This window comes from Chitinophaga agrisoli (assembly GCF_008386695.1).
GTDB lineage: Bacteria > Bacteroidota > Bacteroidia > Chitinophagales > Chitinophagaceae > Chitinophaga > Chitinophaga agrisoli.
The window spans coordinates 1,824,550-1,841,927 of record NZ_VUOC01000002.1 but is presented as its reverse complement, the minus strand read 5'-3'; the positions used below and the strand labels follow the sequence as shown (position 1 = coordinate 1,841,927).

16 protein-coding genes are annotated in these 17,378 nt (G+C 46.8%); 10 read left to right on the top strand and 6 right to left on the bottom strand.

Annotation, left to right across the window (positions count from 1 at the left end):
* Window positions 1-7 precede the first annotated feature (7 nt).
* The 3 genes from F0L74_RS14725 to tssD (F0L74_RS14715) are packed head-to-tail and all read right to left on the bottom strand — an operon-like array spanning window position 8 to window position 1,974.
* Window positions 8-430 (bottom strand): toxin-antitoxin system YwqK family antitoxin, encoded by a 423-nt coding sequence (locus tag F0L74_RS14725; RefSeq protein WP_149838604.1) that lies wholly within the window; start codon window positions 428-430, stop codon window positions 8-10.
* The gene (locus F0L74_RS14720) at window positions 430-1,581 is read right to left on the bottom strand and encodes a hypothetical protein (protein ID WP_149838603.1); all 1,152 of its coding nucleotides are present in this window, start codon (window positions 1,579-1,581) and stop codon (window positions 430-432) included. Before F0L74_RS14720 ends, F0L74_RS14725 begins: the two co-directional genes overlap by 1 nt.
* 3 nt (window positions 1,582-1,584) lie before the next feature.
* Entirely contained in the window at window positions 1,585-1,974 is a 390-nt protein-coding gene (gene tssD, locus F0L74_RS14715) for a type VI secretion system tube protein TssD (RefSeq protein WP_149838602.1), read from the bottom strand.
* A gap of 724 nt (window positions 1,975-2,698) precedes the next feature.
* On the opposite strand from tssD (F0L74_RS14715), the gene F0L74_RS14710 reads away from it, so the two are divergent.
* The 5 genes from F0L74_RS14710 (at window position 2,699) to F0L74_RS14690 (ending at window position 9,492) form a co-directional block, all read left to right on the top strand.
* The gene (locus tag F0L74_RS14710; RefSeq protein ID WP_149838601.1) at window positions 2,699-5,167 is read left to right on the top strand and encodes an AAA family ATPase; all 2,469 of its coding nucleotides are present in this window, start codon (window positions 2,699-2,701) and stop codon (window positions 5,165-5,167) included.
* 125 nt (window positions 5,168-5,292) lie between these two features.
* Entirely contained in the window at window positions 5,293-5,733 is a 441-nt protein-coding gene (locus tag F0L74_RS14705) for a hypothetical protein (RefSeq protein ID WP_149838600.1), read from the top strand.
* A gap of 286 nt (window positions 5,734-6,019) precedes the next feature.
* Window positions 6,020-7,402, top strand: a complete 1,383-nt coding sequence (locus tag F0L74_RS14700; protein ID WP_149838599.1) for a DUF5458 family protein — start codon at window positions 6,020-6,022, stop codon at window positions 7,400-7,402.
* 119 nt (window positions 7,403-7,521) lie between these two features.
* Window positions 7,522-8,418, top strand: coding sequence for a hypothetical protein (locus tag F0L74_RS14695; RefSeq protein WP_188316008.1), 897 nt, complete (start codon window positions 7,522-7,524; stop codon window positions 8,416-8,418).
* A 24-nt stretch (window positions 8,419-8,442) separates the two neighbouring features.
* Window positions 8,443-9,492 carry a lytic transglycosylase domain-containing protein gene (locus F0L74_RS14690; RefSeq protein ID WP_149838597.1) on the top strand — a complete coding sequence of 350 codons (1,050 nt, stop codon included), beginning with the start codon at window positions 8,443-8,445 and terminating at the stop codon, window positions 9,490-9,492.
* Between the two features lie 148 nt (window positions 9,493-9,640).
* On the opposite strand, the gene F0L74_RS14685 is transcribed toward F0L74_RS14690, so the two are convergent.
* From F0L74_RS14685 to F0L74_RS14675, 3 genes are read right to left on the bottom strand one after another with little or no spacing between them, the layout of a single operon-like run.
* Complete coding sequence (locus tag F0L74_RS14685; RefSeq protein ID WP_149838596.1) at window positions 9,641-11,470, bottom strand: type VI secretion system baseplate subunit TssF; 1,830 nt, start codon at window positions 11,468-11,470, stop codon at window positions 9,641-9,643.
* A gap of 28 nt (window positions 11,471-11,498) precedes the next feature.
* On the bottom strand, window positions 11,499-11,930 hold the full coding sequence (locus tag F0L74_RS14680; RefSeq protein ID WP_149838595.1) for a GPW/gp25 family protein: 432 nt from the start codon (window positions 11,928-11,930) through the stop codon (window positions 11,499-11,501).
* Between the two features lie 13 nt (window positions 11,931-11,943).
* Entirely contained in the window at window positions 11,944-13,032 is a 1,089-nt protein-coding gene (locus tag F0L74_RS14675; RefSeq protein WP_188316007.1) for a PKD domain-containing protein, read from the bottom strand.
* Window positions 13,033-13,160: 128 nt separating this feature from the next.
* On the opposite strand from F0L74_RS14675, the gene F0L74_RS14670 reads away from it, so the two are divergent.
* The 5 genes from F0L74_RS14670 to tssD (F0L74_RS14650) all read left to right on the top strand — a co-directional run bounded on the left by F0L74_RS14670 (window position 13,161) and on the right by tssD (F0L74_RS14650) (window position 17,375).
* Window positions 13,161-14,114, top strand: a complete 954-nt coding sequence (locus F0L74_RS14670; protein WP_149838593.1) for a type VI secretion system baseplate subunit TssG — start codon at window positions 13,161-13,163, stop codon at window positions 14,112-14,114.
* Window positions 14,115-14,140: 26 nt separating this feature from the next.
* Entirely contained in the window at window positions 14,141-14,995 is an 855-nt protein-coding gene (locus tag F0L74_RS14665) for a TssN family type VI secretion system protein (RefSeq protein ID WP_149838592.1), read from the top strand.
* Window positions 14,996-15,010: 15 nt separating this feature from the next.
* A complete protein-coding gene (locus F0L74_RS14660) occupies window positions 15,011-16,186 on the top strand; it encodes a hypothetical protein (protein WP_149838591.1) in 1,176 nt (391 codons plus the stop codon).
* A 100-nt stretch (window positions 16,187-16,286) separates the two neighbouring features.
* Entirely contained in the window at window positions 16,287-16,808 is a 522-nt protein-coding gene (gene tssO, locus F0L74_RS14655; RefSeq protein ID WP_149838590.1) for a type VI secretion system TssO, read from the top strand.
* A gap of 177 nt (window positions 16,809-16,985) precedes the next feature.
* The gene (gene tssD, locus F0L74_RS14650) at window positions 16,986-17,375 is read left to right on the top strand and encodes a type VI secretion system tube protein TssD (RefSeq protein ID WP_149838589.1); all 390 of its coding nucleotides are present in this window, start codon (window positions 16,986-16,988) and stop codon (window positions 17,373-17,375) included.
* Window positions 17,376-17,378 lie beyond the last annotated feature (3 nt).

Sequence of the window (17,378 nt, the reverse complement as noted above, 5' to 3'; positions counted from 1 at the left end):
TTAAAAATTACTTGTTTTCTATTAATGAATCATTCTCGTAGGTCATGGTAGACAGGAGCTTACCGGTATCATCGTAATTCTTGAATATGCCGTGTCGTTTGCCATCCTTCATGGCGCCTTCCAGCAGTATAACGCCGCTGTCATTGGCCATCATGATATATCCATTGGCTTTTCCCTGTTCATAATGCGAAATGGTGATGAGTTTGTTGTACCGGTATTTACGGATCAGATATTTACTGGTATCGTTTCCGTACGTCCACAGTTCTGATACCAGGCCTTCTTTCCCTTTTTTTGTTTTCAGGAGCGTGTAACCAGTTTCCGGCGCCTGTTGCAGTTTACTTTGCGTTTGCTGACAGCTGGCAGTGCCGGTGAGTAATACGCCCAATATGAATAGTACGCTAAAGCCGATGTTATGTATGCCCTGTTTCATTATTGTGTTGCCGGGTTTATGTAAATGACGCCCAGCTCGTCCATTTTAATATATTCGCTATTTAATTGGCTGCCGTGTATGTACATAAAGAAATCGTACGGCTTTCCATCCTTATCAAACGGACGCGCGCTGAAGTTAGGACTGAAGCTCATAGCGCCAGGTATGATAAACTGCATTTTTTCCATGATCTTCAGTTCTTCTTCATGCAGGTATACACCCTGAAAGGTATCTCCCCAGTCATTATTATTATACGTTCGCATGGCGTTGATAAGCCGTTGGTAGCCGCCTTGTGAATTACCGTAAGCGTCTGTTTTGCTGGCGGGCGTTTTTTGCGCCATATCAATAAAGAGCAGGGCGTCTTTATTAAACATGTCATTCGCCATAATATCCACCAACTGTTTACCACCGGGAATGGCATCTACGCCAGGCAGATTGCCTTTACCCTGACTGGCGGTGGCAATATCATAAATGGTGCTGGCGGTGCTGGATTTGATCAGCCCTTTATACACCTCATGCACGGGACCTAATTTCTTAACCAGCTCTTTATGCTTTTGCCAGTTTACTTTAATACCATCCGATGCCAGTTCTTCCAGGCTTACCGGTATACCTTCCTTATTAAGGAAATCTTTGAACTGATCAACAATGTAATCCTTATCCCGATGGATGGCAGTAGTATAATCAAAATCGGTATTGAGATTACGTTTGTGCGTGGCGCCGTTTACCCGTATCTCCTTTATATCAATGGGCTTTTCGTTAACGGGCTGCTGTTTATTGCTTGTCTGCCATAACCTGGCATGGAACTTTTTGCCCTGCAGGTCTATGATCATTAAGCCATAGCCAGCCACCTGTATGCCCAGGTATTGCTGATGCCGGGTGATGTGGATCTTATCTGCAGACAGCAGCTGACTGGTAATGCCTGCGTTGTATAAAACGGTAGGCAGCTGAAAAGCCAGGTGCAACAGCTTATTATTAAAGATCGCTGTTTGCCGGGCCGATAGTTCTGCGGGAGACAACGGAGTGTACCCGGCGGGGCTTATCAGCTCTTCTGTTACATTTGCAGGTGCTGCCGATCTCATTTGCTGGAAAGCATCTCCCAGGTAATGCAACACAAAGGAGGCTACCGCATCCAGCTTGGCCTTGGGCTCGTCCATAGTTTACTCCCCCCAGTTCTTTACGTGTGAAACACTACCTATTTTCAGCTCCCTGGCGGATATTACGATATGGGTAACCATGGGGCTTGCGCCCAGGTGATTAAAGCTTTCATGGAACTGTACGCATACGCCATCTGTAAACTCTACCGTACGCAGGCTGGAGTCATGGTCATTACGTTTAAAGGTGATCTTCCCTGTTTTCTTCTGATCAGGGGATACCATCCATTGTACCAGGTCTGTATCCTTAGTAGATTCCAGCAGCAGGGAAATGGAGCCGCCTTTGGGCATAGAAGAGGGTTTACCAAGATTATCGGTACCCTGGGAAAAGCCATAATTGCATTCCAGGATATTAATGGGCTTTTCATCTATTTCTAACAATGCTATGAAAGACATATAACGTTGGATTTTTTTATTGTAAGTGTTTATCCGCCGGGGTAATCCGGAACCATGGGGTGCTATATCCCGTCTGAAATGGGGTGCAACAGATTAACGAGGTTATCAGTAACATCATTATATCTCTTGTACGGATAAGTTTGTAACGGGTCTCGGGTTAAAGGCTTTTCCATCATTTCACCATTTAAGTTGTGCAAATGGACCATGGTTCTGTTACGAAAATAACTATTCTTCCAGATATAGACCACCGCATTTTAAAAATTAATGAAACGATAGATTGTTAAATTATTGATATACGAAGCGGCGATATTATTCATTTAAGTAGTATGCCGCGGAGCTGTATCTGACAAATATCTTACCATAATGCATACCATCATTATTTGATGAAAAAATAATGGATGTACGATTGTAGTAACATTAAAAAATAAACGAATTCTTATAAAATTTTAAGTGATGAGCGAGCCTGTTGATTAGTAGTAAATTGTATCACCATTATAGATGTTTATAAAAATCCTATTTAATTAAAAAGGCATTTGTTTTAATCATACTTTATGCCACCACAGTACGTTCCGCCGCTTCAGGAATTTGTTATATACATTTTAACCGTATCTTTATTGCCTTAATACAAGAAGTACCATTTTATATTGACCCATCCATTGCCACCAGGCTATGGACCACGAATGGAAATAATTTGATCAGTTAGAAAAACCGTGTATCATCCAACATGACCCTGGCCACATACGCTACATATACTCCAGAAGTACAGGCTGCCATACGCATAGCCCAGGCAATTGCCAAAGAATATCATCATGCACGGTATACGCCGGCGCACTTGTTGAAAGCATGTTTACATAAAGATGCAGGCCTTACCTCAGCGCTGCAGGCTATGGACCTGGATATCTATTACCTGGAAGAATGGGCGGATGTACGGTTGGATAACTTACCCAGATCACCCCGCCTGGTAGATGAGCCCGGGGAAGATGAGCAGGCTGCAGCTGTATTGCAGGAAGCAGATGTGCAACGCCTCTCGCAAAACCTGGACGCTACAGATGCCTGGAGCCTGTTGATTGCCCTGAGCACACCAGGTGTTGGCTTTTCTTATGAGCAGTTAAAGACGTTTCCATTCACCCGCGAACAACTCTTAACACATAACACCCATAACAATAAGGATAAAGGAGCCGGTAACGCCAACGGGCAAACCGCTAATACCTCCCGCACGCCGTTAAAATATGTATACCGCCTTACGGATCCGCAACGTTTTGCTGAAAAGCATGCCTTGCCGGGCAGGGATGCGGAGATCCGCATGATGACGGAGATACTGACCCGCAAGGGACGATCCAGCATATTAATAATAGGTGAGGGGGGCGTAGGCAAAACATCCCTGGCGGATAATCTGGCCCATGCTATTGTGCAGCGGCAGGTATCCTTGTTATTACAACAAACAGATATTTACGCGCTGGATTATGGCGCATTTATTGCCGGGGCCGCCTATAAGAATGAGCTGGAAGACAGGTTGCTGCAGATCATACAGCAACTGAAGCAGAACGGCCGCCATATTTTGTTTATTGACAATCTACATACCCTGCTGGATAAACAGCCCGGATCCGGCGCAGGTGGCATAGCCAATATATTAAAGGCTGCATTAGGCAAAGGAGAGATCATTGTGATAGGCAGCAGTACGCCGGAAGGTTTCCGCAAGCTAATAGAGCCCGATAGCCTTTTGCGCCACTGTTTTGAGACCATTGCGCTGGCGGAGCCGGACGAGGCACTGGCTGCCCGCATGATAGAAGCCGTGCTGCCGGCTTACGAAGAATATTACCGCCTCAAGGCAGACGCCGCAGTAACCCTGGAGGCTATACGGCTGGCGCGCCGTTATCTGAAGGAACGCTGCCTGCCGGATAGCGCCATCAACCTGTTGGACCGTACCATGTCTGCCATCCGCACTTTGCAGGATACTGGCGGACAGATCGTGGAACAATTGCAACAGCAGCTGGATACAATTGATGTAACCGCTGCCACGGCCCGTCAGGAATTGTTATGGCTGCATCAATTGCTCATGCAGCGGTTAAGCGCGTTGATCACCAGCCGGCTACAAACGGAAAAGGATCTTTTTAAAACAGAAGACCCTCAGGCCTTAAAGGAAACGTTGCAGGATATATTACAACAATTACAATCTTTCACTACCACTCATACGGATGAGGTGAACACGATAGATCTGGCAACGATCATCGCAGAGGCAACCGGTATCCCCCTGGGCAAGATACAATCACAGGAAAGAGAACGCCTGGTGAGCATGGACCTGCACCTGCGCAAACGCGTAGTTGGTCAGGACCATGCGTTAAAGACCGTAGCAGAGGCGATCCTGGAATCCCGTTCCGGTTTAAGCCGGCCGGGGCAACCTATTGGCTCCTTCTTTTTCCTGGGGCCTACAGGTACCGGTAAAACAGAGCTGGCGAAGTCGCTGGCAGACTTTTTGTTCCAGGATGAGCGCTGCATGATACGCTTTGATATGTCCGAGTTTAAGGAGGAGCATTCCGCCGCCTTATTATATGGCGCCCCCCCGGGTTATGTAGGATATGAAGAAGGCGGTCTGCTGGTGAACAAGATCCGGCAACAACCCTATGCCGTGGTGTTATTTGATGAGATTGAAAAAGCCCATCCCTCTGTATTCGACATCTTTTTGCAGATCATGGATGAAGGAAAGTTGCATGACCGCCTGGGTAAAACCGGCGATTTCTCAAATGCGCTGATCCTTTTCACCTCTAATATAGGAAGTGATATCATTGCGCAATCTTTCCGTGAGGGTGTTATTCCGCAGTCACAACAGCTTATGGAGATAATGGCCCGCCATTTCCGCCCGGAATTCCTGGGGCGTTTAACGGAGATCGTGCCGTTTGGTCCTATTCAACAAGAAAATGTGGTGAAGATCTTTGATATACACCTGCAACATTTATTGCAGCTATTGGAGCAGCAGCAGATCAGCTTTGAAGTATCTGACAATGCGCGGCAGCAGCTGGCCACATTGGGCTATTCCCCACAATATGGCGCCCGCCCGCTGAAGGAGGTGATCCGTAGCCGGCTCCGTAAACCCCTGTCACGCATGATCATTGAAGGCGCCCTGCAAAAGAACATGCAGGTAAAGCTGGATGTAGACGAAACAGGCGAACTGAAATGGGAAGTGATTCAATCATAAATACTAGTCAGTAATGAGTAGTTTGTATATGTAAAAGCATATACACAGTGAGCATGATTCAATAAGATTGTCAAAGAAATTGTTTAACTTAAAGGTAACCATAGCAAACATTAAAATCTTTTCTTATGAACGATAACTATGGAATTGGTGGTAATGAGGTGAAGCTCGACGCCAATGAGGCGATCATCGAAATATCACATAACCGAACGTTGTTTGCTGAAAAGTTAACCCAGCAAACCCCTATTAAGCCCGAAATCGTACAAGGGTTAACCAAGGTGGAAGATGTATTTGAGCACTACAAACCGGCAGTGCCTGTTACTTTCCATGATGCAGATGGACAGTCCGTACCGGAAACCCTGCAGTTTCATAACCTGGGCGATTTTGGCATTAAGGGCATCACCGCCCAAAGCGCTTTCCTGAACGACCTGGCTTCTGAAAAGGAACAGTTCCTTAAGATCATGAAACACCTTAAGACCAATAAAATACTGAAGAGCGCCCTGGCAGACCCTGCTGCAAGACAGGCCCTGCTAAGCGCTGTACGCGGTATGTTAAAGGACCTGAAGTAAGTAATTACAAATTATCAATTACGAATTACGATTGAAAAAGTGATCCATAATTGATGATTGATAATTTACATAGGGTAGCAGATGTTTTCTTTAATATTTACAGCATATTGATCCATTAGGTGATTAATCACAGGTTTTGTGACTGATCATTCGCATCATGAATATTTACAAGCTACGCATGATGGTGTTCATATGTTGTATTTACGCACATCATGAGATACTTTCAACAGTGATCATGAACACATTTCTTAATCGATAATTCGTAATTCGTAATTAATAATTGTTTATGGCAGAGTTACAAAAAAATCAGCAGGAAGAAACGCAGGCCGCCGGCCAGCCTGCAGTCCAGCAACAGGATGCCTCCCTTGAGCAAAGCATCGAGGTATTGGCCAAGTATGGTGGATTTGACCTGCTGGAAGCATCTATTGAAGGCGCCCAGAACCTTAACCCCGATCGTAAAGCACGCCGCAATATATTCCTGACAGAAGGCAATAAAAAAGGAGAGCGGGATAAGCTCCGCAAATCCCTGCAGGTTTGGGAAAAGGTATTGTCATCTGCTACGGAGCTCACGGATATGGTGAACTTCAGCGCAGAGCATGCAGAACAGGCGGATAAAGTGCTGACGGCCAACCTGGCGGAAGCAGTGGAATCCACCAAAGAGCTGGAACAGTCCTACCGCAACGTAGCGCTCTTTTTCAAGAATACAGAATCCGATAAGATAAAGAATGTAGCCTTCATTAACGTGGAGCTGGACCAGCTGAAGGACCTGGATAATACCCGGTTTATAGACGCTATTCACCAGGAGATCGTACAGAACTACGATCGTCTTGACCTGCGTGGTAACTACAGCCTGCTGGTACTGCCTGGTTACCTGGGCTCCAATAAAGTGCTGGAAAAATGGGCTAAGATCGCCCATGAAAATAAGGTGATGCTGGTAACAGATTTCTCCCATCTGGATGCGCCGGATGATGTGATGGAGATGTTTGAGCAGGCGAACCTCACCGGTGGCGAAATACACCGCTCTAATGTGATCATGGCCTGTAACTGGCTGGTAGGCCGTGGCAAGTTTGATGAAGTAGGGGAGGAGGATAATCTATATGTACCACCTTCGGGATCACTGGCAGGCAAGATCTATAAAACGCTGATGTCGCAGGTAACGGCCGGTAAAAAATTTGGCGGCATGAATGAAGTAGATGGCGTGAAATTTGAATTGAAGAAAAGCGAGATCGCCAGCCTGGAAAAAATGGGGCTTGTTCCCATGGTAAAAGAATATGGCAAGGTAATGGCCTTTAGCGCCAAAACCTTATTCAACGGCGATAATATAGGCCTGCAAACCTACTCGGTAGTGCGCGTGTTTGATTATGTGACCAAAGTGCTGATGGACTTCCTGAACCGCCGCGCTTTTGAGAACTTCAACGCCAACACCCGTAAAGACCTCATGAAACAGATCATCCGCTTCCTGGATAGCATAACAGGACCGGATAAGCTGATAGAGGACTTTAACATCCGCCGTTTTGAGCAGGACCCGATACAAAAAGACCGTATACACCTGGATATTCACCTTAAGCCTTATTTCCCGGCCAAGAATTTCCTCATTAAAATGGAAGGCCATAAAGGTGAAGACGTGAATGAGTGGGAAACAGAATACGAACAAGACAACAAGAAATAATGTAAGGATATGCAAATGTGCAGATGTGCAAATGCTTGTGATCAGCTGGTTCATTTGCATATCTGCACATTTGTACATTAATACATCATCCTTTACCTGTGTTAATAATGATCAATAGCATGGCAAAATTTGGGCATGTGACCATTGGTATGTGTGCTGGTTTACTGCTGCTGGCTGGCAGCAGGCAGGCAAGCGCGCAGACAAAATCTTCCATAGATACAATATTCACCACCAGGGGCGCTACCACTTTTATAACGTGTGGCGCGCCGGTGAGCACCTTTCAGATTGGCGATGGAAAGAATACAGATTACGATTACCGGATTGTAGACGGCAACCTGGTATTTATACGGCCCACGGTGCCGGCGCCCAGGACCACCAACCTGATCGTACGGGAAGGTAGTAATGTACATTACATGATACTCACCTTTCACGATAAGGTAGACCTGGCGCAACTGCGTTACACCCTTTCCGGCAAAGCCGGCGCAGAAAAGAATGAGGCTACACCGGAAGCGGCTATTGTAAAAGGCAGTGACGGAGAGCAGATCCCCGTTGTAACAGAAGAAGAACCCGCCGCCGCCACTGTCGAGATAGATACTGTTTCCGTGAGCAAGATAGCGGACGATTTTGGCAAGCAGCAGAAAGGAAGCCGGCAGTATGAAACAAAACTGGGTGGCATTACCCTCAGCTTCTCCAATGCCATGACCCTGAATAACCTGGTTTACTTTTGCTACGAGCTTAAGAACAAATCGCAACAACCGTATAACCTGGTAAAGGCTACGCTAATGTATAAGGACAATAAAGCAGCGGAGCGCTTGTATACCATGCCGGTCCTGTATAAAAAAGCGCCGGCTACCATCAATAGAAAAGAGGAGCAACAACTGGTGTTTGTAGTCCCCTCCCGGGTATTTAAGCGGAATGATCAGGTAATTGTAGTGCTGCAGAACAATGCCGATCAGAAACAGCTGGTATTATACACCCCGGTAAATGCCATGCCCAAGTACATGACTACGCAATAATTAGCTATACGCTTTTCATAAACTATGACCAAACTGCTGCAAACCATATTATTTATTAGCTGCTTTTGCCTGTGTACACGCACGGGCCATGCGCAGATGGTAGATTTCTGTGGGGAAGCAGTGCCGCTGGAGCGTGATTTTGTATCGTTCCGGTTGATGGATGTGATCAAATGGCACCTGCGCCATCAGAACTTTTTACCGCTGTTAAAAGCCAAATCAGAACAATACTTTCCCCTGATCGTACCCATCCTGAAACAATACCAGATACCGGAAGATTTTAAATACCTGCCCGTAGTGGAAAGCGGTTTTACAAACGCCACTTCTCCTGTGGGTGCGCAGGGTGTATGGCAGCTGATGCCGGGCACCGCGGCAGAGCTGGGATTAGTAGTAAATAATGGTTATGATGAACGCAATCATTTAATAAAAGCTACTCAGGCCGCTTGTGTGCTGATCCGTAAGTTGTACAGCCAGCTGCAGTCCTGGACACTGGTAGCGGCAGCTTACAATGCAGGCGCCGGCAATATATCCCGCAACATACGCCGCCAGGGCAGCAAGGATTATTACCAGCTGGTGCTGAATAATGAAACGGCACAATACATCTATAAGATAATAGCAGTAAAACAATTATTCGAAAGCCCGGAGCTGTACCTGCCAGGTTTTGGTTATAATGTGTTCAGCAAAAATACCACCAACGGTTCTGTATTTGCCAGCACGCCGGCGCCGGAGGGTGAAGCGGCATTTAAAAGCATACGTATTACAGTAGGTAAAAATATACAACAGGCGCCTGCACTGATATACAGCGCAACGCTGCAGCATAATACCTCCTTTGCGGATGGGCAGCTGGTGAGTATAAAATTAATGGATGACCTGCAGGCAGATGGCGTGTATATTAGCCGCAATACCAGCATTTCCGGCAGGGGCTGGCTGGTAAGTAACCGGGTGTATGTAGATCTTGGTTTTGGGAATACGGTGGTATTATGTGATAATGAAGGCAAGAAGGGGGTACCGCTGGCACAGTTGAAGGAAGGCGGCACTGTAAGGCTGATAAAAGCGGAAGGGCCTAAAAAGGTGTAAAGGAACAAGCAAGTAAGTACACTTAATATAAACACACAGCTAAAAAACAAACGGTCCGGCTGCCTGGGTACATCCCAGGCGCCGGTTTTTTTGTGCTTTATTATTCCAATGATTTGTTTTGGGTGAGATTGGGTTTTGCTGGCCGGTGTTATACTAATGTTTCATTCATAAATACCCGGTAAGGATAATTATTAGGCGAGTGCTCCCGTAACTGCATCAGCAACTCATCCTTCAGGTAGGTAAGACTGCCGTTGGTATACTTATCTACCGGTTTCACCAGGGTAATGCGCACATCTATACTGCGGCTAAAACCCGCGGTAGCGCCAGGCGCCATTGTTACGCCCTTTGTTACGGTCACGGTCTTTAGCTCGCTGCCCATAATATGTTTGCACAGGGCTTTTATATCTTCCGGTGTAACGATGCGGTTATGGGTCAGTAAATGGTAGCGGTATTGGTTGATCTTTTCGTCAATATTCAAACGGTCTTTGCCGCCCTGGGTATTGGTGAGCAGGGTAATGCTGATCGGTTGTACCTGTATGCTGCCATATTCCTGCAGGCGGCTGCCCATCCGGATATTGTTGGCGCTTGTTCCGTTGGTCGTATAGAATGCCACGAAAAGGTATTCTGCATTTTCCCGGGGCTTCACCATCAGGTAAGGAATATTGCCTTTGTTCTTGCCGGGTTGCAGTTGTTCTTCCAGTGAGGCGATCAATTGGTGTAGTTCCCGCATGCGGCCGGCTACATAATCATTCTTCACTTCTTCAAACAGGGAGCTTTCGTCCCGTATCACTTCAATCAGGTAGGCAATGATCTCCTTGGCCTCCCTGGAATCAAAACGCCCAATGCCGCTGCTACGCACTACCAGCTCGCCTTCCTGCATTTCGCCGGCTGTGCTGAAGTTACGTACATGGTAATCAGCGCCGCCCAGGTCATACACGCGTTTTACATCAAAGAAGATATCGGGTGTATGCAGGGGGATGATATTGAGGTAACGGTTCAGCTTCAGTGACTGCTCATTTACCTTACGGTTAATGACGGGAAAACAGTTAATGCTGCAATAAAGGTCTTCCAGTAAAGAGTGGTGGATGGTCTCCGGGAAGCGTACCTGGATCCATAAAGCATTAGGGTCCACATAGGACCAATCTTTCCCAAAAGTCTGTTGTAGTATCTCCGGCGCCGTCTGGCTGCGGGAGGGCGCAAAAACACCATTTACGGTCAGGAAATGCCGGCGGTAGCGTTGTAATACTTCCTGGCTATAACGGGCATTGGTATCAAAGGCCAGGTGCATAATAGTATTCAGGTCCTCTTCCTGCGTGCTGCGGCTATTGTAGTAGCCCTGCTGCAGGTGCAGCTCCGTATCCCCTACAAAAAAGCGGGCCAGCGGCAGGTAATGGTAAAACATTTCCTGCTGGTGCACATTGCGCAGGTCAAAGAAAAAGGAAAGGCCGTTGAGATTATCCGGCAGCGTATCCGTTGCCAGGCCTAGCCATAGATGATTAGGCGCGGCGCCGGGTGGCAGTGCGCCCTGTAATACCTGCTCTTTGAACCAATGCTCCTTGCTTTCATATAACTTGCTGCCAATGGCCATATAGCGGATATGACCGCGGAAAAGCCGGTGCTGGGCCAATGGGCTAAAGAACAGGTCCTGGCTATCGGGATTGGAGCGGTTGTTATAGGCAAACTGATGTTCCGGCGTAATGGAGGTAACGGGTTCATTGGCGGCGGCGTGTAAGATGCCATATGCCGGCTGACTGGTAGTAATGGGCTCCGGCATCATGATCTGCGCCAGGCGCTCTACGAGCCTTGCATGAGATACATCTACTTCGTTAGAGATCTTTTCCAGTTCGCTGGCACAGGTTTCCAACAGCAGTTGCACCACCGGGTCAAAGGATGTTTCCACTTCCGCATCCGGGTAGCCCCACAGGCGGGCAGCCGTTTTCAGCATACGGTCCTTTATGCGTTCTTTCTTCTCTTTCATCCATTCGGCATTTAATGATTAATATCCCTTAATCAAAAGATAAGGGGCTTACATAAAAATAGCTGCTGTAGTGGAAGGGGTTATTATTCTTGGCCAGTGTACCGGTTACGTTCACTTTTATTTTTTTCTTCACCTTCCTGCCATTGGTCATACCTAGTTCTTCCTGGCTTACAACGGCCATCACCTTTATCTGCGCCAGCCGTTTCTCGTAACGTACAATGGCGGTGCGCACCGCGTTTTCCACCTGCTCTTTTACCTCGTTATTGGAGGCTTTGATATCGAAGTCTGAATCCCAAAGCTGGCATCCGTACTGGGGATCATCTTTATTTTCGCCCAGTACGGTAGTGATCAGCAGATGTATATGCTGCGACACGGATTCTTCCAGGTTGCACACCGGCATATCCTTTTTTTGGAGGATACGGGAAAGATCCAGCGGCAGTTTGTAATACTGTCCCTGCATAGATTAATATTTTTTAGAAGATACCCAGGAAACCCTTTTTATCATACCGCACCCTTATTTCCTTTACACAACCTTCCGGGTCTTTGATCAGGTTCACCATTTCTATCTTAATACGTTTCTTACCACGGATAGCGTCGCAGAACTGGGTAAAGGTTTTCACATCCTTATCGTTGAGCAATACCCGTGCATTCAGGTTATTACACAGATAGGGAGAGAAATCCTGGATGGTCTTCTGTTTATTGCTGAGCTGTGTAAGCATGCTTTTAAACTCATCATCAGAGATAGCCGGCGCCTTGGGTTTCTCTGGCAATGGCGTAGCTACCGGCGCGCCGCCATCTGTTGCCGGAGTGGGGAAGGGCGGCGGTACAAACGGATCGTTGTTACGCGGTGTTTGCGGCGCTGGGAATACGGTAATGCGTTTCTTCACCATACGGCTCGCGTCGCCATTTACTACTAAGGTCAATATCCTATCGCCAGGGCTGCTAAATACATACGTATGTGAACGTTCTGTATGCGTTTCCGCATTGGGTTGCTGTAAGCGCCATTCCCAGCTGTTGGCGCCGGGCGTGCTATTGCTAAAGGTAACGGGCCTGCCTACAAATACTTCTTCCGGACCATCTATTACGGGGAATACATCCGGAACAGGCGCTGTATTATTAACAGGGGGCGGGTTCACCACCAGTACTTCCTGCTGCCAGCTGCATTTGCCGGCCTGTAGCGTAATGGTATAACTGCCGGCTGCTGAGTAGGCATGATAAACTTGTTGTCCCTGTTGTTGTACACTGGAATCTCCAAATTTCCATTCATAACCTGCAGCGCGTTTGTTGGCGTTATCAGCGCGGAAGGTGATCACTTCGCCCACAGTAAATGATGTATTCACACCATGCAAACGGCTGCTCAGCGCAAGGCTTACATTGCTGCAATCCTCCCTCGTTCCGGCTTTGAAGGCCAGCATGGCAACACTTATGATCAGCAAGGCCAGGAATGTATACATCACCATCGGGTCAATATGGCTCGTGATGTTGCTGAAGGGTCTTACCGAATTCACTTTTCTCTCGTTGGGTTGTTTGGGTGGGGCCATCGGTTTTTCACGTTTTTGCAATTTTAAATAATTTTTTAGATAAATTGCCATAAATAATGAGTGAGTTTTAACCCGGCAAGTTGACGTGACATATTACACATTTGTTCATATCAGTAATAACTTCAGAAAAACCGTAAATAATAGCTTAAATGGCGAACAATGCACAAAAGGCGGCTGTGCTTGAAGAGGTGATCGAACATATTCACCGGTTACACGAAGACGTACGCGCCGAAGTCGTAGTGGGCGAATTGCTGGACAACCAGGTTCAGCAGGAGTCCGTTACCGTGCAGATGAAGAACGTGTTCACCAGGGCTTTTGCAAGGGATATACTGGGCGCGCGGTTAGATGACTCCCAACCTTATCATCCTTTTATAGCCCTGCAGCTCTCACGCGATGGATTGTATGACCGCCTGCCGGAAGGTCTGTTCCATGACTTCTCTTCGCAGCGGCGTGGCTCGGTGAATGAGATGGTGGCGAATTATAAGAAACAACAGCAACAACAACAGCACGCACGCAAATTCTTTCAGCCACTTGAGCATGAATTTTTTTTACAACGTGTTTTCCTTGAGCAACGCGAAAAGCACCTGCTCTTTGATGCTTTTGGAAAAGACGCTGATCTGTTATTCCGGTCTTTCTGGGGTATTAGCCCCAACTTACCCCAGGCAGCCACGAATCGTTTGGTAAGATTATTGCCGTATATGCACCGCATTGCCGGCAATATACCCCTGGTAACCCTTTGCCTGCAGGTAATACTGGAAGAGAATGTGCATATTGTTTGCGAACATACATCCCGGAGCGTGCAAAGCAGCAGCGGTATTCCGCTGGGAGAGTGCCGCCTGGGTATGGATACCCTGGCCGGTGAGGACTTTTTTACAGACATGCCTGTAATGAAAGTGACCATTGGTCCGTTACAAAACCAGCGGGTGTATGATTACCTGCCCTGGCAACCCTATGGGCAGCTGCTGGAAACCTGTTACAATTTTCTTTTGCCGGCCGATGTGGACGTGGAAACCTTACTGGAACCCAACCCTGCAGAGAAGGGCGCTGCGATCGCAGATGCGGACCGGAAAGAAGGTATCATGGGATATAATGTTTTCCTATAGATATATTATTACGAACATTCATTGGTATGTTACTAAAAGCTAAGATATATTTTGTAGTTGCGGCAGTGCTGGCACTGGGCTCCCTGATAGTAGCCATGCTAAGCCGCTTTATTAAGAACTTTGCCCTGTATAAGAAGAAAGCGCTATGGTACCTGTTTTACATGACGCTGGTATTTGGCGTAGTGGCTTCCCTGCCGTACCTCTTCACCCATCAGAACCTCATGACCCAGTACATCTTTTATATGGTGTGGTTCCTTGGATTGGGGATTGTGCACTGCCATTTTATGTACACCCGCTTCTGGGCAAATGAGAAAACCCTGGGATCAGAGCTGGCCTTTATTGTGGCCATCTGGCTGTTTGGAGGCGCCCTTTCCATACTGGTACATAACTGGATGTCAAAAGGGACCTATCTCTATTACCCCATGTTAACCTCCATGTTCTCCTTTGTATTGCCCACGTTTGTGTACAAGACCTTTGAAAGGATGATGGCCATCCCTGCCAAAATGCATAAATGGTGGCAGTATCCCTTATATAAGGAGGCGCCTGAGGTGAATGAGGATGATATGCGCGACCTGATCGTGATAGGTTTTGAGCTGGAGAAAAAAGTGAACGATAACAGCCGCATTTATTTCCGGGCCCGTACGCCTATTAAAATGGACCTGGGCGATCTGTTCTATCATTTCCTTAATGATTATAACGACCGTTATCCTAATACACCCATTGATTTTATGGATACGAACGGACAACCATACGGCTGGGTATTTCACCTGAAGCCGCGCTGGCTGGCCGGCGCCAAAACGCTGGATCCTGAGAAGCCTGTTTTTATGAATGGTATACAGGAGAACAGTGTGGTGATCTGTAACAGGGTAACATTATCATGATAAATACTATACACTATGGCTGAGCCTTTGAAATATTTTCCCGTTAATTGGGTGGATGGTATGAAGATCAAGAAGCAGCACTTCATTGATACGGAGAATGCGTTGCTGGATCAATTACGGGACGCCATCACCGTAGGCCTGCATACACAGAACTATGGATTGCTGCCTGCCAAAGCAGAACAGAAGGAATCTTTACGTTGCTGGCTGGTAACAGATAACCAGCAGCAATGGCGTGTTAAGTTGACGGAATGCCGTGCCGTAACGCCGGGCGGCGCGCGTATAGAGATACCGGAGCATACCGTGCACTCCCTTAAATACGCTACTACTTTTCCGGAAACAGTATATATCTGGGACCCTTCGCATACGGAAAGCACGTATTATATATTGATACAGGTAAACCCTTTTGATCGTCAGCCCAGCGGCGAGCCATTGCTGCATGAAGATCCGCCGCGATTGCCTTATGCCACGCCGGAGTATAATTTATATGTTGCGCCCGGTTCTCAATTACCGCAGGGGCAACTCGGCAGCTACCAGATGATACTAGGAAAGATCGTGGTAAAGGATGGCCGACCGCAACTGGATGATGATTATATACCGCCTTGTACCATGGCGGCTTCCCATCCGGCGTTAACAGATCTGCACCAGGAGTTGGACCAGTTCCTGGGCCAGATGGAATTATACGGTGTACATATTGTGCAAAAGATCTATTCGCGTAAACAGGACAATGACCTGGCGCAGGTAGTATTGTATATCACAGAAAAAGTGGTGCAATACCTGGGTACCCGCATCTCGCAGTTCCGCTGGTTAGGCATGTATCAGTCGCCGGCCGCTATGCTGGAAGTTATTGCCGGGCTTGCACGCATCATGAAGAATGCGATTGATCAGCGCGCCAGCGCAGGTAAAGAAGAATTGCTGAACTATTTTACAGAATGGTGCGAATTAAAACAGGGCGAACTGGAAATGCTGATGGTGAACTGCGCCAATATACGGTATAAACATACGGATATACGCGAATGCCTGCAGCCCATGATACCATTTGTAAGAGCCGTTAACAAACTGTTTGATAGCCTTAGCCGTTTGGATTACATAGGCCGCAAAACAGACAGCAGCATATTTGTAAAAGAAGAATCGCCAGAAGACAGCGAATACCTGCGCAAGCATAAGACCAAACGCTGGTTCTTTACTGACTAGCTGTTAGCTATTGGCAGTTAGCAGGGAACAGCTAAAAGCTAACCCTAAAAGCTAACAGCTGAACTACTACTTATCTTAGTATACGTAAAACATATCATCCATGCAAGTTTTGAACAAACAGGAACGCACCACCGCTTTTTTATGGTTCCTTTTATTCTTTGTAGTAACCGTAGGACTTTTTGTGATCGCCGTATTTTTTAACTTCCAGGTGCCCGTGCGCGAGAATGTAGTGCTGCGGAAAGAATTGAACACATTCCGCAAGGAGCAAGCATTCCAGGCGGATTTTTCACAGAACCTGGACAAGGTAAAAGCCAACCTGGACTCCATCAATATGCCCAGCCAGAATGCCGTTTATATGGATCAGCAGATTGGAAAGACATTATCCAATATGCACGACGCTATTCCCCGTGATGTGGTGACACATTATGGGCTATACGATAATTTTGTGCAGATGGGCCTGTCATTACAGCAAAGCAAACAACAGCTGCGTGGCCTTCAGGATGCGCAACGCACTATTGCAGAATTGAAAGAAAAAGTGCAAGATCTTACCTCCCAGCTAGACCGCGCGGAGAGCCAGTCTGAGTACTATAAACGCCTCTCCGGAAGTACGCCGGGCAGATAAAAAATGCTGCACATATACATTAGCATTTTAAAAAATTAGTATAAAATTTATTTGTTAAATTATCGTACAACCCTTACTGAAGGCTTGTCTACCTAAGCATTATCTGTTAAATTTGGTTATCATAATTCTTATTACTTCTTGGTATTTTTTTATTTGGTAACCTTAAACATTTAACCCATGTCCTTCAAGTCAGAATTTGAAGTCGCTGGCAAAAAATTCGTTGTAAAACATTGCAGCTATGACCTCAGCCAGGAGGTGGACGCGACAGGCCGTCCTTCTGCAATAACCCGTGGAGGCCGTATTCGTTTGACAGTAGAGTCAACAGGCGAAACTGATCTCTTTGAGTGGATGGTAAACAACTTTGAAAGAAAAGATGGAAAAATTACCTTCTACAAAAGAGATTCAGACTCTAAATTAAAAGAGGTAAACTTCAAAGAAGGGTATCTCGTAAAGTTTGAAGAAAGCTTTGATTCAGACAATCCGAACCCAATGACCATCACATTCACCATTTCCGCACGGGAGCTGACTTCCGGCAGTGGTACGCATGTGAATCAGTGGGTAGGATAGTAA